Source organism: Oerskovia paurometabola, from assembly GCF_016907365.1.
GTDB classification, from domain to species: Bacteria; Actinomycetota; Actinomycetes; order Actinomycetales; family Cellulomonadaceae; genus Oerskovia; species Oerskovia paurometabola.
Genome location: NZ_JAFBBV010000001.1, coordinates 172931 through 191665, shown reverse-complemented (window position 1 = coordinate 191665; position 18735 = coordinate 172931). Strand labels below are relative to the sequence as shown.

The following is an 18735-nucleotide window of genomic DNA, read 5'->3' as shown; positions in this document are numbered from 1 at the left end:
TCGTCCAGGACTCGAGGTGAGGCGCCCCGCGTCAGCGGCGCACGAGCGGCGCGAGCCCCTCGGAGCGCTCCACGGCGTCGGACGCCCCGCACGCCGCGAGCCAGTTCGCGAGCAGCCGGTGCCCGCCCTCGGTCAGGACCGACTCGGGGTGGAACTGCACGCCGTGCAGCGGGAGGTCCCTGTGCTGCAGGGCCATGACGACCCCGCTCTCCGTCGCGGCCGTGACGACCAGCTCGGCGGGCACGGTCTCGGGGACCACCGCGAGCGAGTGGTAGCGCGTCGCGGTGAAGGGCGAGGGAAGGCCCGCCAGCACGCCGGAGTCCTCGTGCTCGACCAGGCTGGTCTTGCCGTGCATGAGCTCGGGGGCATGGGTCACGGTGGCCCCGTAGACCTCGGCGAGCGCCTGGTGGCCCAGGCAGACCCCGAGCAGGGGCGTACGCGACGCCGCACAGGCACGGATGACCTCTTCGCTCTGGCCGGCCTCCGCGGGGGTGCCCGGACCGGGGGAGACGAGGACGCCGTCGAACACGCCGTCGTCGTCACGGAACCGGCCGTCCACGCCCACAGGGGGGACGGCGTCGTTGCGCACGACGACCGTCCGGGCACCCAGCTGGTTCAGGTACCCCACGATCGTGTAGACGAACGAGTCGTAGTTGTCCACGACGAGGATGCGGACCATCCCTAGCTCACCTGTTCCTTCGACGGTCGACTGGTTGACACGGCACGGCCACCGGGCCCGCCGGGAGCACACGTTCGACGCGGCCGCTCCGGAGCGGCCACCACGGCCACCGCGTCTCGTACATCATCGCTCCCCGGGCATGCGCCCGGTCGTGGCGTCCACGGCACGCAGCGTGCGGCGACGCCGTGCGGCCGTCGCCCCCGCGGTCGGTCCTGCGTCCCGCGGCGGGCGGGACGACGCTCACGCCTCGTCCTTCTCGCCGGGCACCCGGGCGTACTGCAGGTCGGTCGCGCCCTCGAAGGCGGGGATCTCGAGCGAGGACGACTTCTCGACCTTCCACCCGAGCCCGTACGCGTCGACGTACTCCTGGTAGACGCTGATCACGGGCGAGCGGTCGAGCGCGGCCTGGAGGGCGGCCGGGTCGCCGATGGCAGAGACCACGTACGGCGGCGAGTAGACCCGTCCGTGCAGGTTGAGCACGTTGCCGACGCAGCGGAAGGCGGTGGTCGGGGTCACGCGCTGCCCTTGGAGCATCATCGCCTCGGCGCCGCCCGCCCACAGGGCGTTGATGACCTCCTGGAGGTCCTGCTGGTGGACGACGAGGTCGTCCACGCGGGCGTCGACCGACTTCTGGGTGGGCGGCGCGTCGTCGAGGGTCACGGAGAGCGCCGGTCCCGAGACGGGGACCGAGCCGGCCACTATGCCGGTGTTCACCACGACCTCGGGTGGGGTCACCTCGGCGGGGGCGAGATCCTCGGCCAACGAGGTCACCTCGGCCTCGAGCTCGACGACCTTCTCCGTCATGTTCTCGACCCGCTGCTCCTCGTTCTGCACGAGGTCGGTGAGGTTCTGGGGGTGGCGCCCGTCCTGGTTGCGTGCGAGCCGGGCGCTCGCCGTGAACATGAGCCCGGAGAGGGCGAGCACCAGGAGCACGGTCACGCCGGAACGGATGCGTCGTCCGCGGGTGGGCCTGGGGCCGACCGGCGCACGTCCGTCGCCGTCGGCGGACATGGCCCGGCCGTCGACGTCGGTGACGTCGCCCCGGGGCGCGTCGACGTCCTGGTCGTGCTGGCTCACTGACCCACCTCCGCCTCACCGTGCACAGGGCTATTGTGTCGGCCCACTACGCTAGACGTCGAATGGCGTTGCCGTTCACGACGTCGCGCAGCGCCGTTTCGTCCCACCCGACACAGCTCCTGCACACCCCCCGTGCCAGGATCACGCATACCGAGGACAGGAGCCAGCTCTCGTGCCCGAGTCGAAGTCCCGCAAGAAGCCAGTCAAGGTCAAGGTCCCGCAGGTGAAGAAGCCCGACACGGGCAACCCGCGCTGGCTCGTCCCGACCATGCTCACCCTGATGCTGCTCGGCCTGGCCTGGATCGTCCTGTTCTACCTCACGAGCAACGGGCTCGGCCTGCCGATCCCGGGCCTGCACCAGTGGAACCTGGCGATCGGGTTCGCGCTGATCATCGCGGGCTTCGTCCTGACGACTCGCTGGAAGTAGGACCCTCGCCCGGTCCGGACGGGGAGACGTGCTCGGGTGGGTCCGCAGTGCTGCGGACCCACCCGTGGTCTGCCGGGATACCCACAGGCCACATCACCCTGTGGATAACTACACCGGTGTAGTTCCACAGGTGTGAGTAAGTCTGTGGATAACTATTCGAGGTCGAGTAGTCGGCTCAGAAGAACACGATCTCGGGGACCGACGCGTACTTGAGGACCGTGAGCGCCACCAGGGCGACGGCGACGAGCACGGTCACCCCGACGCTCCACAGCGTGCGGCGCGCCTTGGGCGCGTAGGCGTACCCCGCCCCGAGGATCAGCCCGACGGCGAGCCCACCCAGGTGCGCCTGCCACGCGATGTTGGTGCCGGGGATGAAGCCGATCGCGACGTTGATCCCGATCAGCACGAGGATCTGGGTCGCGTTCCGGCCGAGACGCCGCAGGACGAGCAGGATCGCACCGAAGAGCCCGAAGACCGCACCGGAAGCCCCCACGACGGCGGTGTACCAGCTCTGGGTCGTCGGGTCCGCGAGCAGCAGGACCCCGACCGATCCCCCGAGCGCCGCGAGCACGTACAGCGCGACGAACCGCACCCTCCCGAGCATCTGCTCGAGGAAGGGACCGGTGATCCACAGGGCGTACATGTTGAACAGGATGTGGAAGACGCCCGTGGAGTGAAGGAACGCCGCAGTGAGGAAGCGGTAGGGCTCCGTCTCGCCGATGAAGGGCGCGAACGCCAGGCGCTGGGTCCAGTCACCGCCCGTCGCGAGCTGGAGCAGCCAGCTCCCGACGCACAGAGCGACGATCGTCAGCGTGACGACGGGGCGCCCACCACGGACCGTGCCCCCCAGAGCCGTCTGGGTCCGCGGGACGCTGCGTGCCTGTTCCCGGACGCAGTCCACGCACTGCACGCCGACGGCAGCAGGGCGCTGGCACTCGGGGCAGGCCGGACGGCCGCAGCGCTGGCAGCGGACGTAGGAGACGCGGTCGGGGTGTCGGGGACACACCGGAGCCGGCTGGGCCGGCTCCGGTGTCCCGAAGGCGGGGACGGAGATGGTCAGTCCTCGATGGTGACCGAGGTGATGACGATGTCGTCGACCGGACGGTCACCCGGACGCGTCCGCGTCGTGTTGATCGCGTCGACCACGGCGCGCGACTCGTCGTCCGCGACCTCGCCGAAGATCGTGTGCTTGCCGTTGAGCCACGGCGTGGGGATCGTCGAGATGAAGAACTGCGACCCGTTGGTGCCCTCGACCTCGCCCGAGACCGGGTTGCGACGCGACCCGGCGTTGGCCATGGCCAGCAGGTACGGGCGGTCGAACTGGAGCTCGGGGTGGATCTCGTCGTTGAACGTGTAGCCGGGACCACCGGTCCCGGTGCCCAGAGGGCAACCGCCCTGGATCATGAAGTCCTGGATCACGCGGTGGAAGATCAGCCCGTCGTAGAACGGCGCGTTGCTCTCGGCGCCCGTGCGGGGATCCGTCCAGGTCGTGGTGCCCTTCGCCAGACCGGTGAAGTTCGCCACCGTCTTGGGCGCGTGGTTCGGCAGGAGCTCGATACGGATGTCACCAGCAGTGGTGTGGAGGGTTGCGAACATGACCTCATTCTCACACGAGGCCCTGTGGCCCCCGCCAGTCGCCCGACTGGTGTCGAACGCCTCGGCGCGCTTGTCTCGCGGGTCCCCTGGCACGGTGGCAGAGTGGAGTCCCAGCGAGCATCACCAGCACCGCGAACACAGGAGGCTCCATGTCCGACCGCACCCGCCGTTCCGCCCGAGTCGTGAACGACACGATCTCCTCGATCGACTCCGAGAAGATCAAGGATCAGGCAGCCGAGGTCGCCGCGCTCGTCGGCGACGCGGGCGCCAAGGCGCAGACGACAGCAGCCCAGCTCGCCGACCAGGCCAAGGAGTGGGGCCAGCCCAAGGTCGAGGCCTTCGTCGAGTGGCTCACCCCCCGCCTCGAGAAGGCGTGGCAGGACAGCCTGCAGGCGGCGGCCCCCCGCGTCGAGAAGGCTGCCGAGAAGGCCAGCCCGGCGATCGACACGGCCCACGACAAGCTGGTCGAGGAGGTCCTGCCCAAGATCGTCGCAAGCTTCAACGCGGCTGCGGCTGCGGCCGCCGAGGCCGCCTCCCGCAACGTCGAGGCCGCGGCCGCGGCGACCGTCGCGTCGGCCGCCGCTGCCGAGAAGCTGTCCCGGAGGGCGACGAAGAAGGCCGCCAAGGCCGCCAAGAAGGGCCTCGACACGTCGGCCGCCTCGGCCAAGAAGGCCGCCAAGGCCGCGCCGGCCAAGCTCACCGCTGCGGCCGACAAGGCCGACCCCCAGAAGAAGAGCAAGGCCCTGTGGTGGGTCGTCGGTGGCGTCACCGCCGCCGGCGGCGCCTACGTGCTGTGGCGTCGCGCGCAGCCCACGACCGACCCCTGGGCCGAGCCCTGGGACCAGGTCCCAGCGTCGACCTTCGAGGACGCGCGGGCAGCGGTCAACAACGCGGCCGAGGCCGTCGGCGAGGCAGCGGGCGTCGCGGTCGCCAAGGGCCGCGAGACCACCGGCAAGGTCCAGGAGGCCGTCACCGACGCAGGCGAGAAGATCACCGGCAAGGTCCAGGAGGCGGTGAGCGACGCCAAGGAGGCCACGCGCAAGGCGACGACCCGCGCCAAGGACGCTGCGCCGTCGGGCGACGAGGGGGACACGGCAGCCGGGGACGGCAAGAAGCCGACCGTCTGACACCTCGCCCCCACCCAGAGGTACCCGAGAGCCCCGACCGGCACGACCGGTCGGGGCTCTCGTCGTTCAGGCCGGTGCAGGCACGTACCGCGGGGCTCCGTGCGGTGGGCATGCGAAAGGCCGCCTGCCAGGTCCGAAGACCCGGCCGACGGCCTGTTCACCCTGTGGAGCCAAGGGGACTCGAACCCCTAACCCCCTGCTTGCAAAGCAGGTGCGCTACCAATTGCGCCATGGCCCCAGATCGCGCGGAACTACCCCGCAGAGACCGTCACTCGAAGGTGTCGGTGACCTCTGCCCAGAGATCGCGCTCGTTGTTGTCCTCGGACACCTTGCGCCAGATCAAGAATCCGGCGCCGGCAACGAGCAGCAGTACGAAGAACTTCTTCATGACGTTCCCCCTCGGGTGGGTTTCCGGCAGTGGGCCTAAGAGGACTTGAACCTCTGACCTCTTCCTTATCAGGGAAGCGCTCTAACCGTCTGAGCTATAGGCCCTTGCTGTGCTGCGGCAGCGCTTGAGACTACCGCACTTCTCGGGGTGCGCCCAAACCGGGACATCGTCCGACGCGCTCCGAAGCAGCTCGAGGCCCTTCGGACGACGTCCCGGTATGGGGTGTTATGTCCTAGTCGTCCGTCAGTGTCAGGTGGATTCCGCCCACCATCGCCGCGACGATGTTGTAGATGAAGGCCATGATCGTGGACAGCGCTGTGATGAGCACCATGTTCACGATCGCGATCAGGGTGGACAGCGCGACCACCCGGTTGAACTCCACGAACTGGAGCACGTCGACCTTGGACTCCTCGCCCACGATGCTCCGGATCAGCGCATCGGTCTCGGTGAAGACCCCCATGCCGTCGAGCACGGTCCACAGGACCGCCGTCGCGACGACCGTCATGATCCCGATCGCCACGGCGAGCAGGAACGACAGCTTCATGACCGACCAGGGGTCGACGCGCGAGATCGCGAGCCGTACCCGCCGAGGCCCGTCGGCCGGGCGCGCCGCAGGCGTCGCACCCGTCGCCGGCTGAGCAGGCCTGGGCGCCTGCTGCGCGGCGGGGGCCGCGGCTGCGGGCGTCGCGCCCGTGACCGGGCTCGCCGTCCCGCTGAAGCCCGCCGCCGTGTAGTGCATGGCGGGCACCTCCTGCGTGCCTCCTGCAGGGGGTGCGCCGGCGCTCGTCGGGGTCTTGTTCACGCGTGGCACCGTTCGGTCGTCGATCTCGTCGGAGGACTTCTCGCTCTGCTTCGCGGGCGCGGGCGCCGGTGCGGGCTCGGCCAGCTTCTTGGCGGCCGCCTTGGCGGTCGCCATGGCGGCGGCGGCCGCCTTCAGCGCGCCGGACCGGGCGGTCGTGCTGCTCGGGGGCGGCGGGACGGGCGTCTCGTTCGCCCCTGCCACGCCCGACGGCGTCGCTCCCGTCGCCGGGGGAGGCGGCGGGACCGGAGCGCTCGCCCCGGTCTGGGCACCGTTGGTCGTCCCGCCCCCTGCGGTCCGTGCGGTGCCGTTGCTCGCCGGTGGGCGGGTGGCGGTGCTCGTCACCTCGTCAGGGCGCGGCGACACCGCCTTCGGCACGATCGTCGGCGGGGACTTCTTCTCGCTGCTCATCTACCATCCTCGGTGGCTCCGGGGGCCGCTTCCGACGAAGCCTCCTGCCCGGTGGTGCTGGCGGGAGAGGCTGCCTCGGACTGCCCCTGCTCGGACGCGTCCTCGTCCACGGTATCCCGATCCTCCCCCAGCCGACGTTCGACATTACGCGCAACGGCGATGATCTTGTCGTTCTTGTCCGGCTTGGCGAAGATGACGCCCTGCGACGTGCGACCCGTGGGCTTCACCTCGTCGACCGACGAGCGCACGATCTTGCCGCGCTCCATGATGACGAGCACCTCGTCGTCCGCGTCCACCACGAGCGCGCCGACCAGGTCACCGTTGCGCTCCGGCAGGTTGGCCACCTTGATGCCGAAGCCGTTGCGGCCCTGGACGCGGTAGTTGTCCTCCGTGAGCTGGGTCCGCTTGGCGATACCGCCCTCGGTGACCGTGAACAGGAAGGCGTCGTCACGGACCACGTCCATGGCCAGGAGGTCGTCCTCCTCGCGGAACTTCATGCCCGTCACACCCGAGGTGGAGCGTCCGAGGGGACGCATGGCGTCGTCGTCGGCCGTGAAGCGGATCGACTGCCCCTTGCGCGAGACGAGGATCAGGTCGTCGGTCGCGTCCACGAGACGGGCCGAGACCAGCTCGTCGGTGTTGCCGTCCTCGTCCTCGCGCAGGTTGATCGCGATGAGGCCGCCCGAACGCGGCGAGTTGTACTCCGCCAGGCGCGTCTTCTTGACCAGACCACGACGGGTCGCGAGGACCAGGTACTCGGCGGCGTCGTAGTCGCGCAGGTCGAGGACCTGGGCGATCTTCTCTCCGGGCTGGAACGCCAGGAGGTTCGCGACGTGCTGACCCTTGGCGTCGCGCCCGCCCTCGGGCAGCTCGTACGCCTTGGCCCGGTACACCCGGCCGAGGTTCGTGAAGAACAGGAGCCAGTGGTGCGTCGTCGTGACGAAGAAGTGGTCGACGATGTCGTCCTCGCGCAGCTGCGCGCCGCGCACGCCCTTGCCACCGCGCTTCTGCTGGCGGTAGTTGTCGCTGCGCGTCCGCTTGGCGTAGCCACCGCGCGTGATCGTGACGACGACCTCCTCCTCGGCGATGAGGTCCTCGATCGACACCTCTCCGTCGTAGGGCAGGATCGTCGTGCGACGCTCGTCGCCGTACCGGGCCACGATCTCCTCGAGCTCGTCGCCCACGATCTGACGCTGGCGCTCGGGACGGGCCAGGATGTCGTTGAGGTCCTTGATCGCGGCCTCGAGCTCGGCGTACTCGTCGATGAGCTTCTGACGCTCCATGGCCGCGAGGGCACGCAGCTGGAGGGTCAGGATGGCACGGGCCTGGATCTCGTCGACCTCGAGCAGCGCCATGAGGCCCTCTCGGGCGTCCTCGACCGTCGCCGAACCACGGATGAGCGCGATGACCGCGTCGAGCGCGTCGAGCGCCTTGAGGTAGCCGCGCACGATGTGTGCCCGCTCCTCCTTGGCGCGCAGGTCGAACCGGGCGCGGCGCATGACGACGTCCATCTGGTGCGTCGTCCAGTGCCGGACGAACGCGTCGATGCTCAGCGTGCGCGGCACGCCGTCGACCAGCGCGAGCATGTTCGCGCCGAAGTTCTCCTGGAGAGACGTGTGCTTGTACAGGTTGTTCAGGACGACCTTCGCGACCGCGTCGCGCTTGAGCACGATCACGAGGCGCTGCCCCGTACGACCGGACGTCTCGTCGCGGATGTCGGCGATGCCCTGGACCTTGCCGTCCTTGACCAGGTCCGCGATGCGCAGCGCCAGGTTGTCCGGGTTGACCTGGTAGGGGAGCTCGGTGATGACGAGGCAGATCCGGTTCTGGATCTCCTCGACGTTGACGACCGCGCGCATCGTGATCGAGCCACGACCCGTGCGGTACGCCTCCTCGATGCCCTTGTGGCCGAGGATCGTCGCGCCGGTCGGGAAGTCGGGGCCCTTGATCTTGGTCAGCAGCACCTCGAGGAGCTCCTCCTTGGAGGCCTCCGGGTGCTCGAGGTGCCACTTCACGCCGTCCGCGACCTCGCGGAGGTTGTGCGGCGGGATGTTCGTGGCCATGCCGACCGCGATCCCGGCCGAACCGTTGACCAGCAGGTTCGGGAAGCGGGACGGCAGGACGACGGGCTCCTGCGTGCGACCGTCGTAGTTGTCCTGGAAGTCGACGGTCTCCTTGTCGATGTCCCGGACCATCTCCGTGGCCAGCGGCGCCATGCGGCACTCGGTGTATCGCGGCGCGGCCGCCGGGTCGTTGCCGGGGGAACCGAAGTTCCCCTGGCCGGCTGCCAGCGGGTAGCGCAGCGACCAGTCCTGGACCAGACGCACCAGGGCGTCGTAGATGGACGTGTCACCGTGCGGGTGGAACTTGCCCATGACGTCGCCGACGACACGGCTGCACTTGGAGAACGCCCGGTCGGGGCGGTATCCACCGTCGTGCATCGCGTACAGGACACGACGGTGGACGGGCTTGAGACCGTCACGCACGTCCGGGAGCGCGCGACCCACGATGACGCTCATCGCGTAGTCGAGGTACGAGCGCTGCATCTCGAGCTGCAGGTCCACCTGCGCGATCCGGCCGTGCTGCACCGCGACCGCGCCGTCGGCCGGCGTCGCCTCGGTCCCGTCCCCGGGAAGGGTCCCCTGGTTCTCGTCCTGCTCGGGAGTCTCGTCCGTCACCGTCGTCTACCTCGTCCTGTCGTGGTCCTGCTGGGTGGTGAAGCTGAGTCGTCATGGCACGGAGCCCGTGCCCGCGCCAGCGGGTCCCGCCCTCTCGGACGGTCCGCCGGCGCCGGTGGCTGTGCCGGGTCCGGGCCCGGTTCTCGCCCCGGGCCCGGGGTCGGGCCGGGCGCCGCGAGCGGCCGGGTCGAGGACCCGACCGCTCCGTGGCACCGACCACGACCGCACGCTAGATGTCCAGGAACCTCACGTCCTTGGCGTTGCGCTGGATGAAGTTGCGGCGCGACTCCACGTCCTCGCCCATGAGGATCGAGAAGATCTCGTCCGCGGCAGCGGCGTCGTCGAGCGTGACCTGGTTGAGCGTGCGGTGCTCGGGATCCATGGTCGTGTCCCACAGCTCCGAGTAGTCCATCTCGCCGAGACCCTTGTAGCGCTGGATCCCGTTCTCCTTGGGGATGCGCTTGCCCGCGGCCTGACCGGAGAGCAGGAACGCGTCGCGCTCCCGGTCCGAGTACACGTAGTCGTGCGGCGCGTTGGACCACTTGAGGCGGTACAGCGGCGGCTGGGCGAGATACACGTGGCCGTGCTCGATCAGCGGACGCATGTACCGGAAGAGCAGCGTCAGCAGCAGCGTGCAGATGTGCTGGCCGTCGACGTCGGCATCGGCCATCAGGACGATCTTGTGGTACCGCAGCTTGGCGATGTCGAAGTCCTCGCCGATGCCGGTCCCGAAGGCCGTGATGAGCGCCTGGACCTCGTTGTTGCCCAGGGCCCGGTCGAGGCGCGCCCGCTCGACGTTGAGGATCTTCCCGCGCAACGGCAGGATCGCCTGGTTGTGCGGGTTGCGTCCACGCACCGCCGAGCCACCCGCCGAGTCGCCCTCGACGATGAAGACCTCGCACTCCTCCGGCCGGTTCGACTGGCAGTCCTTGAGCTTGCCCGGCATGCCGCCCGACTCGAGCAGGCCCTTGCGGCGGGTCGCCTCGCGCGCCTTGCGGGCCGCGAGCCGCGCCTGCGAGGCCTGGATCGCCTTGCGGATGATGTCGCGCGCCTCGGTCGGGTGCGAGTCGAACCAGTCCGTGAGCTGAGCGCGCACGACACGCTGGACGAAGGACTTGGCCTCGGTGTTGCCGAGCTTGGTCTTCGTCTGCCCCTCGAACTGCGGCTCGCCGAGCTTGATCGACAGGACGGCCGTGAGGCCCTCGCGGATGTCGTCACCCGTGAGGTTGTCGTCCTTCTCCTTGATGATGCCCTTGGCCCGCGCGTACTCGTTGACCAACGAGGTCATGGCCGCACGGAAGCCCTCCTCGTGCGTGCCGCCCTCGGTCGTCGAGATCGTGTTGGCGAACGTGTGCACGGACTCGGAGTACGAGCCGGTCCACTGGAGCGCGATCTCGACCGAGATGCGCCGCTCCTTGTCCTCGGACTCGAAGTCGATGATCTCGTCGTGGATCAGCTCGACCTTCTTGGCCGAGTTGAGGTGCTTCACGTAGTCAACGAGCCCGTCGTCGTACTTGTACGACACGACGCGGGGCTTGAACTCGTCCTCGCCCTCCGGAGCCGCGACGAGGTCCTCCGCAGGATCGGCGACCTGACCCGTGACCTCGTCGTCGGTGTCGAGGAACTGGCGGCGCTCGTCCGTGAGCGTGATGCGCAGGCCCTTGTTGAGGAACGCGTACTGCTGGAAGCGGGAGCGCAGCGTCTCGAAGTCGAACTCGGTCGTCTCGAAGATCTCCGGGTCGGCCCAGAACGTCTGGGTCGTGCCCGTCTCGGTCGTCGCCTCGCCCTTGACGAGCGGTCCGTCCGTCTTGCCACCGTCCTTGAAGCGCTGGCTCCAGGTGTAGCCGTCGCGCTTGACGACGGTCTGGACCTTGCGCGACAGCGCGTTCACCACGGAGATGCCCACACCGTGCAGACCACCCGAGACCGCGTAGCCGCCACCGCCGAACTTTCCGCCGGCGTGCAGGATCGTCATGACCACCTCGACCGTGGGCTTCCCCTCGGTCGGGTGGATCGCGACGGGGATGCCACGGCCGTTGTCCGTGACTCGTACACCTCCGTCTTCCAGAAGTGTCACGTCGATCGTGTCGGCGTACCCCGCGAGGGCTTCGTCCACAGAGTTGTCCACAACCTCGTACACGAGGTGGTGGAGTCCGCGCTCACCGGTCGACCCGATGTACATACCGGGTCGCTTGCGCACCGCCTCGAGGCCTTCGAGGACCGTGATGTTGCTCGCGTCGTACGTGCCGCCAGAGGGATCCCGGTCCACGCCCGGCCCTCCACCACTCTCCGGGGGCAGGCTGGAAGGGACGTTGTCTGTGTGGTCTGCCACGGGCGGAAGCGCTCCTCGTCATCATGCACGCGACAGGTTCACCCGCTGGGGAGGATCGCTGCACGGCTCATCGGTTCCGGCTCGCGCGGTGCACCAGTCGGTGCGTGCGGAGGTACCCGGAATGACCTCTCCATTCTACCTGGGAGGTGGCCGAAACAGCGGATTATGAGGCCCTGGAGGCAAGTTCTCCACAAGGTTCTCCACAGGGTGGGGGATCTATCCACCGACGATGCGGGTCCGCCGGGCCTCTGGGTGGGCAAAACAGGTCGAACCGGGCAGCACGTCAGCCGTACGTGTCGCGCGGTCCACGGCCCCGGACGGACTTCGGTCCGCGCCGGAAGCTCGGTCCGGTCGGGCCGAGGACCGTCACGGTCTCCACGACTCCCTCGCCGACCTCCTGGGCCAGGCGTTCGAGCAGCCGAGGCGTCAGCAGGCGGACCTGGGTGGCCCACGCGGTCGAGTCCGCGCGCACGACGAGCACCTTGTCCTCGAAGGTCTCCGGCTCGCAGTGGTCGGCCACCTGGTCGCCGACCACCTCGCGCCAGCGCCCGATCACCCCACCGACCGACACGTCCTGGACCCAGCCGCGCTCGTGCAGGAGCCGCTGCACGACCGCCCCGAACGTCTGAGGGTCCCGACCCCCCGGGCGCGCACCTGTGGACGGCGGAGGGTCCGCCAGGACGCGTCGTGACGGCTGACCCGGCCGGATGCCCTTCGCCCGTGCGGCCGCGCGCGCACGGTTGAGCGCCTCGCGCGCGACCTGTGCAGGGGGAGTGAGGTCCACGACCTCGCCGACAGGCAGACCCGGAGGCCGGCGGTGCTCCTCGTCCTCGCCGTCCTTCGCGGGCTCCTCGCCCTCACGCACGCCTGGTCACCTGACCGTCGTGCACGTCGAGCCGCAGCCCCGAGAGCTGCGCGGGCACGTCCTCGGGCACGGCCGCCGTGATGATGACCTGGTGGGCGCCCGAGACGAGGTCGGCGAGCTTGTTGCGGCGACGCACGTCGAGCTCCGCGAACACGTCGTCGAGCAGGAGGACGGGCTCGCCGTCGGGCCCCCAGTCCGGCGACCACAGGAGCGAGCCCGCCGCCTCCGGGGCCCCGTCCGTGAGGAGCCGGTACGACGCGAGGCGCAGCGCGAGCGCGAACGACCACGACTCGCCGTGGCTCGCGTACCCCTTGGCGGGCAGACCGCCCAGGGTCAGGACGAGGTCGTCCCGGTGCGGGCCGACGAGGCACACCCCGCGCTCGATCTCCTTGCTGCGCAAGGAGGCCATGGCCTCCAGGAGCTGGGCCTCGAGGGACTCGACGGTCTGCGGCCGGCCGTCCTGCCCGACGGCGTCGCCCACGTCCTCGAGGGCGGCCGCGACCGAGGACCGGTAGGCGATGTGCGCCTCGCCCTGCCCCGAGCTGACCTGCTCGTACGCGGCGGCGGTGTAGGGCTGGAGCGCCGCGACGAGCTGGAGACGCAGCGCGACGATCTCCGCCCCCGTCGCCGCGAGCTTGGCGTCCCACACGTCGAGCGTGCGCAGGTCCGGGGTCGACGAGCGCGACGCACGCATCGCCCCGCCCGCCGACTTGAGGAGCGCGCTGCGCTGGCGCAGGACCCGGTCGTAGTCCGAGAGGACTCCCGCGAACCGCGGCACCAGGAGCACCGCGAGCTGGTCGAGGAACCGTCGACGGCCGTCCGGGTCACCCTTGACCAGGGCCAGGTCCTCCGGGGCGAAGAGCACCGTCCGGGCGATGCCCAGGACGTCACGAGGCTTGCCCGCCGGTGCACGGTTGATCCGCGCACGGTTCGCCTTGCCCGCGGCGATCTCGATCTCGACCGTGCTCGCCCGGTCGCCCCGGACGATCCGCGCCCGGACCACGGCTCGTGAGGCCCCCGCACGGACCAGTGCCGCGTCGGACGGCACCCGGTGGCTGCCCAGCGTGGCGACGTACCCGATCGCCTCGACGAGGTTCGTCTTGCCCTGACCGTTGGGCCCGACGAACGCGTTCACACCAGGCTCGAGCTCGACGTCGACGGACGTGTACGAGCGGAAGTCGGCGAGCGAGAGGTGAGAGATGTACATCAGGTCCTACGGCGTCGGGTCGGGTCGTCTGGTCGTGCCGGTGCGGTCCGCCCACAGCATGTGGACGGCCTGTGGAGAGGGCACCGGACGACGCCTACCAGTGTGCGGCCTCCCCGGTGCGACGACCTACCGGGCGATCGACGTCGTCGGGCAGGGAGAACCTCCGCCTCAGGAACCGCCGGCAGGCTTCACGGCATGCCCGCCGAACTGCTGACGCAGGGCCGCGACCGCCTTCATCGCGGGCGAAGCGCCCTGACGTGAGGCGAACCGGGCGAAGAGCGCGGCCGAGATCACGGGGAGCGGCACCGCGCTGTCGATCGCCTCGTCCACAGTCCAGCGGCCCTCGCCCGAGTCCTCGACCCAGTCGCTGATCTCGCCCAGCTCCGGGTCCTCCTCGAGCGCCTTGACCAGGAGGTCCAGGAGCCACGACCGGACGACGGTGCCACGCGTCCAGGCCTTGAGGGTCCCCGGGACGTCCGTGACGATGTCCTTGGCCTCGAGCAGCTCGTACCCCTCGGCATAGGCCTGCATCAGGCCGTACTCGATGCCGTTGTGGACCATCTTCGCGTAGTGACCGGCCCCCACCGCCCCGGCGTGCACGAAGCCCTCCTCGCGCGGCCCCTCCGGGCGCAGCGCGTCGAAGACCGGCATCGCGGCCTCGACGAGCGCCGCGTCACCGCCCACCATCAGGCCGTAGCCGTTCTCGAGCCCCCAGACGCCCCCCGAGACGCCGACGTCGAGGTAGCCGATGCCCAGCGGGGCGAGGTGCGCGGCATGCTCGGAGTCGTCCGAGAAGTGGGAGTTCCCACCCTCGATCACGACGTCGCCGTCCGTGAGCAGTCCCGCTAGCTCGGTCACCACGCCGCGCGTGACGGGCCCCGAGGGGACCATGACCCACACGAACCGCTGCCCCGGGGGCAGCGCGGCGACCAGCTCCGCGAGCGAGGCGACGTCCGAGACCTCGGGGTTCTGGTCGAACCCCGTGACCTCGATGCCGCCCGCGCGCAGACGGGTGCGCATGTTCGCGCCCATCTTGCCGAGTCCGACCAGTCCGATGTGCGTGACCATCGCGTGCCTCCGTACCGTAGAGCTCGAGCCGTGCGCGGCGTGGTCGCCGCTAGCTCGCGAAGCGGATGGGGACCAGCAGGTAGCGGTAGTGCGACGAGTCCTCGCCGTCCAACGACTCCTGACCGGTGAACTCGACCGGCTTGTTGGGGTGCGTGAAGCTCAGTCGGACGAAGTCCGTACCCAGCGCCCCCAGGCCGTCGAGCAGGAACTGCGGGTTGAACGCGACCGAGATCTCCTCGCCCACCAGGACGGCCTCGAGGGCCTCGGACGCCTGCGCGTCGTCCCCCTGGCCCGCGTCGAGCACGACCTGACCGTCCGTGAACGACAGGCGGATGGGGGTGTTGCGCTCGGCGACGAGCGAGACACGCTTCGCCGCGTCGATCAGCGGGGCGGTCGCCATGACCGCGTGGATGGGGGTCTCGTCCGGGAAGAGCCGGCGGACCGCAGGGTAGTCGCCGTCGACGAGCTGGGAGGTCGTGTGACGGCCCCCGGCCTCGAAGCCGATGAGGTCGACGCCCGAGCCCGCCGTGAGACCCACGTTGACCAGGCCCGAGCTGCCCAGGGACTTCGCGACGTCGTTGAGCGTGCGCGCGCGGACGAGGGCGACCGCGTTGAAGTCGGGGGAGGACGGGGTCCAGGTGAGCTCGCGCAGCGCGAGACGGTAGCGGTCCGTCGCGAGCAGCGTGATCCGCTCGCCGTCGATCTCCATACGCACGCCCGTCAGCAGCGGCAGCGTGTCGTCGCGGCTCGCGGCCACCGTCACCTGGGCCACGGCGTGCGTCAGTTCGTCGCCCGAGACGGTGCCCGACAGCTCCGGCATCGCCGGCAGCGCCGGGTAGTCCTCCACAGGCATGGTGAGGAGCGTGAAACGGCTCGCGCCGCACGTGACGATCACCTTGTTGCCCTCGACCGCGAAGTCCACCGGCTTGGCGGGCAGCGCGCGAGAGATCTCCGCGAGGAGGCGACCGGACACCAGGACCGTCCCCGGCTCGACGACCTCCGCGGGGATCTCGGAGCGTGCGGACACCTCGTAGTCGAAGCTCGACAGCCCGATGGTGCCGACCGCGTCGGCCTCGATGCGTACCCCTGCAAGGACGGGCGCCGGAGGCCGCGTCGGCAACGTACGGGCCGTCCAGGTCACTGCGTCGGCCAGGACATCACGCTCAACCCGGAACTTCATCCCACACCCTCTCGTCCATGGATCGATCTTCACATGTCAGGCACTCGACCGCGCGGTACACAGGGGTGAGTTCGCTTGTGCATGAAGATCGCACGTCGCGTGTTCTCGCGTCACCCTCCTCGCCGTCGGGGAGGGCAAGACCTGTTCGGGTCGTCGTGCCCGCATGAACCCTACGCGAGACCCGGCGTTGCCCGGTACCTCTGGCACGCTCTGTGGATCGGTGTCCGTCCTGCGCCTGCCCGGGCTCGATGTGACGGCGGTCACAGGTGCGAGATGAGGCAGCTCGAACGGCCCGGGACCAGATGAAGGCGTGTGGATTTTTCCTGCTTAGAGATCATTCGTCGTAGTCATCGGTGCTGTGCAAAGTGTGGAAAACGGGTCTTCGCGCAGGTCAGAGGCCGATTCTGCGTGTGGACGAAGTGGGTACGGGCCTGTGGGTAAATCGCAGGCACTGTTGACGACGAGTTGTCCACAGATCACCGTCCACCGACGGGACCTCCTCTGTCCACACGATGTGCCCCGTCGTCCACAGTTATCCACAGGTAGGTGCACAAGCTTGTGGGGGAGGCGCTCCGGCGAGCGATCTGTACACAGCACAGAGTGCCCTGTACACAGGCCGCTGGGGACGCAGTGATGCTGATCTGGGGACGGCCGGCGTCGAGCGGTGGACATACCCCCAGGCCTTGTGGACAACTATGGGGACAAGTGGATATCCACCGGCACTTGTACACATGGGCATGAACTGCCTGTGCATCCACAGGACTGTGGAGAGCCGTCAGATCGAGGACGCGCGCCGACGTCGGGCCTCTGTGCACAGACGTTGAAGACCCGACGGAAGTTCATCCACAGGAAAGCCGCTTAAGGTGCATAACAGGCAGCGGGCGTCCTTGCGAGCTGGGGACGATGTCACCGGTGACATCAGTCCGAGGACGTCAGGCTGCTGGGTCTGCGGGTACCGGCGCTCCTGATCGGACGTTCCTCGGGCCGCGTGAACAGGCGCTGTGGACGACGTCCAGCCGCGGGGACGAGCGCTCCGCTGGACGACGGGGCGGAGGTGTACGCGGAGCGCAGGGGCACCGTGTGCTGGGCGGAGGGGTGAGGTCACCGCAGCCCAGGTGGCAGGTGTTCGCCAGAGGCTGCGCTACGCAGAAGGTGCGTCGACCTGGGGTGGGGCAGGGTGCGCCGCTCGTCGTGGGCCTGGCGAGACCGCCCGAGGAACGAGGGCGCGGAGGGTTGAGCGGGGCACACCCCCACCCGCCCCACCCAGGGCGACCCTCATCCAGCGAGCGCGACCGCTCGCGGCACGGCCGGGGCTCAGCCCCGGTGCTGCTGCTTGATCCTGCTCGTCAGCTCGGTGACCTGGTTGTACGTCGAGCGACGCTCGGCCATCTGCTCGGTGATCTTGCGGTTCGCGTGCATCACCGTCGTGTGGTCGCGGCCGCCGAACTGCTGACCGATCTTCGGCAGAGAAAGATCGGTCAGCTCGCGGCACAGGTACATCGCGATCTGGCGCGCGGTGACCAGGACACGAGAGCGCGAGCTGCCGCACAGGTCCTCGATCGTCAGGCCGAAGTAGGCAGCCGTCTGGGCGATGACGCTCGCGGGCGTGATCTCGGACGCGTCGTCGTCGGTGATGAGGTCCTTGAGGACGATCTCCGCGAGAGCGAGGTCGACCTGCTGCCTGTTGAGGTTCGCGAAGGCGGTCACGCGGATCAGGGCGCCCTCGAGCTCGCGGATGTTCGTCGAGATCTTCGAACCGATGTAGGACAGGACGTCCGTCGGGACGGCGAGGCGCTCGCTCGCGGCCTTCTTGCGGAGGATCGCGATACGGGTCTCGAGGTCGGGGGGCTGGACGTCGGTGATGAGACCCCACTCGAACCGGCTGCGCAGGCGGTCCTCGAAGCCGTTGAGCTGCTTGGGCGGCAGGTCCGACGTGATGACGAGCTGCTTGTTGGCGTTGTGCAGCGCGTTGAAGGTGTGGAAGAACTCCTCCATCGTCTGCTCCTTGCCCTGCAGGAACTGGATGTCGTCGATGAGGAGGACGTCGACGTCGCGGTAGCGGCGCTGGAACGCCCCGGCCTTGCCCTCGCCGATCGAGTTGATGAAGTCGTTGGTGAACTCCTCGGAGTTCACGTACCGCACCCGCACGTTCGGGTACAGGTTGTGCGCGTAGTGCCCGATCGCGTGGAGCAGGTGCGTCTTGCCCAGACCGGACTGCCCGTAGATGAACAGGGGGTTGTAGGCCTTGGCCGGGGCCTCGGCGACAGCGACGGCGGCGGCGTGCGCGAAGCGGTTCGAGGAGCCGATGACGAACGTCTCGAAGATGTACTTCGGGTTCAGACGGGTCGGCTCCGCGTGCGGGCGCTGCGGGACCGGTGCGGGGAGCATGCGCTCGCGCTCGGGCTCGACGTGGACCTGCATCGGCGGCTCGGGCACGCTGGCGGTGAGCGCCGCCGGTGACGGCGGTTCGGCGGCCAGCTCGGGGTCGACCGTGATCCCGAAGCGGACGTCCCTGCCGAGCGCTCCCGCCATCGCGGAGACGAGCTCGTCGCGGACCCGCGTCTCCAGGTAGGTTCGCGTCTGCTCGTGCGGGACGGCGATGAAGACGGTGTCGTCGAGGATCGCGAGCGGCTTGGCCAGCTTGATGAAGGCGATCTGGCGCGGCGTCATGTCGGGGCTGGCTTCGAGGACGGCGATGGTCTGAGCCCAGACGTCTGCGATGTTCTCGTCGGGGTTGGACACCAGGTGATTCCTTCGTCGTCGGGTGCTGCATGATGATCAGGATCAGTCTGGAGTGTGCCACGCGGACCCGTTATCCACATAGTTTTCCACAACCTGTGGGGATTACTCGCAACGCTCCCGAGCATGACGGCCGTCGACCGGTGGTCGGGTGATGGACGG

15 protein-coding genes and 2 tRNA genes are annotated in these 18735 nt (G+C 69.3%); 2 read left to right on the top strand and 15 right to left on the bottom strand.

Going from position 1 to position 18735, the window contains the following annotated elements; all coding sequences use genetic code 11:
* Positions 1-31: 31 nt before the first annotated feature.
* Both JOD48_RS00870 and JOD48_RS00865 read right to left on the bottom strand, forming a co-directional pair.
* Positions 32-679 (bottom strand): aminodeoxychorismate/anthranilate synthase component II, encoded by a 648-nt coding sequence (locus JOD48_RS00870; protein WP_191791241.1) that lies wholly within the window; start codon positions 677-679, stop codon positions 32-34.
* A gap of 240 nt (positions 680-919) precedes the next feature.
* Complete coding sequence (locus JOD48_RS00865) at positions 920-1756, bottom strand: DUF881 domain-containing protein (RefSeq protein ID WP_307823902.1); 837 nt, start codon at positions 1754-1756, stop codon at positions 920-922.
* Between the two features lie 172 nt (positions 1757-1928).
* On the opposite strand from JOD48_RS00865, the gene JOD48_RS00860 reads away from it, so the two are divergent.
* A complete protein-coding gene (locus JOD48_RS00860) occupies positions 1929-2183 on the top strand; it encodes a cell division protein CrgA (RefSeq protein ID WP_191791240.1) in 255 nt (84 codons plus the stop codon).
* A gap of 175 nt (positions 2184-2358) precedes the next feature.
* Here JOD48_RS00860 and JOD48_RS00855 read toward each other — a convergent pair whose 3' ends face one another.
* Together JOD48_RS00855 and JOD48_RS00850 are read right to left on the bottom strand one after the other, a co-directional pair.
* Complete coding sequence (locus JOD48_RS00855; RefSeq protein ID WP_307823901.1) at positions 2359-3084, bottom strand: rhomboid family intramembrane serine protease; 726 nt, start codon at positions 3082-3084, stop codon at positions 2359-2361.
* A gap of 155 nt (positions 3085-3239) precedes the next feature.
* Entirely contained in the window at positions 3240-3779 is a 540-nt protein-coding gene (locus JOD48_RS00850; protein ID WP_191791239.1) for a peptidylprolyl isomerase, read from the bottom strand.
* A gap of 149 nt (positions 3780-3928) precedes the next feature.
* On the opposite strand from JOD48_RS00850, the gene JOD48_RS00845 reads away from it, so the two are divergent.
* Positions 3929-4906 (top strand): DUF2231 domain-containing protein, encoded by a 978-nt coding sequence (locus JOD48_RS00845; RefSeq protein ID WP_204806755.1) that lies wholly within the window; start codon positions 3929-3931, stop codon positions 4904-4906.
* Positions 4907-5071: 165 nt separating this feature from the next.
* On the opposite strand, the gene JOD48_RS00840 is transcribed toward JOD48_RS00845, so the two are convergent.
* From JOD48_RS00840 to dnaA, 11 genes are all read right to left on the bottom strand, one after another.
* Positions 5072-5144: transfer RNA gene (locus JOD48_RS00840), tRNA-Ala, on the bottom strand.
* Between the two features lie 30 nt (positions 5145-5174).
* Positions 5175-5294, bottom strand: coding sequence for a DLW-39 family protein (locus tag JOD48_RS19315; protein ID WP_210410998.1), 120 nt, complete (start codon positions 5292-5294; stop codon positions 5175-5177).
* Between the two features lie 30 nt (positions 5295-5324).
* Positions 5325-5398: transfer RNA gene (locus JOD48_RS00835), tRNA-Ile, on the bottom strand.
* A gap of 128 nt (positions 5399-5526) precedes the next feature.
* Positions 5527-6504 carry a DUF3566 domain-containing protein gene (locus JOD48_RS00830; RefSeq protein ID WP_225227187.1) on the bottom strand — a complete coding sequence of 326 codons (978 nt, stop codon included), beginning with the start codon at positions 6502-6504 and terminating at the stop codon, positions 5527-5529.
* A complete protein-coding gene (gyrA, locus tag JOD48_RS00825) occupies positions 6501-9182 on the bottom strand; it encodes a DNA gyrase subunit A (protein ID WP_372440668.1) in 2682 nt (893 codons plus the stop codon). The genes JOD48_RS00830 and gyrA overlap by 4 nt, the downstream gene beginning before the upstream one ends.
* 229 nt (positions 9183-9411) lie before the next feature.
* Positions 9412-11451 (bottom strand): DNA topoisomerase (ATP-hydrolyzing) subunit B, encoded by a 2040-nt coding sequence (gene gyrB / locus JOD48_RS00820; RefSeq protein WP_307823900.1) that lies wholly within the window; start codon positions 11449-11451, stop codon positions 9412-9414.
* A gap of 346 nt (positions 11452-11797) precedes the next feature.
* On the bottom strand, positions 11798-12379 hold the full coding sequence (locus JOD48_RS00815; RefSeq protein WP_307823899.1) for a DciA family protein: 582 nt from the start codon (positions 12377-12379) through the stop codon (positions 11798-11800).
* On the bottom strand, positions 12372-13586 hold the full coding sequence (gene recF, locus JOD48_RS00810; protein WP_204806753.1) for a DNA replication/repair protein RecF: 1215 nt from the start codon (positions 13584-13586) through the stop codon (positions 12372-12374). Before recF ends, JOD48_RS00815 begins: the two co-directional genes overlap by 8 nt.
* 168 nt (positions 13587-13754) lie before the next feature.
* The gene (gene gnd, locus JOD48_RS00805) at positions 13755-14654 is read right to left on the bottom strand and encodes a phosphogluconate dehydrogenase (NAD(+)-dependent, decarboxylating) (protein ID WP_191791236.1); all 900 of its coding nucleotides are present in this window, start codon (positions 14652-14654) and stop codon (positions 13755-13757) included.
* Positions 14655-14703: 49 nt separating this feature from the next.
* A complete protein-coding gene (dnaN, locus tag JOD48_RS00800; RefSeq protein WP_138826994.1) occupies positions 14704-15834 on the bottom strand; it encodes a DNA polymerase III subunit beta in 1131 nt (376 codons plus the stop codon).
* Positions 15835-17148: 1314 nt separating this feature from the next.
* Positions 17149-18576 (bottom strand): chromosomal replication initiator protein DnaA, encoded by a 1428-nt coding sequence (gene dnaA / locus JOD48_RS00795; protein WP_191791235.1) that lies wholly within the window; start codon positions 18574-18576, stop codon positions 17149-17151.
* Positions 18577-18735: the final 159 nt, after the last annotated feature.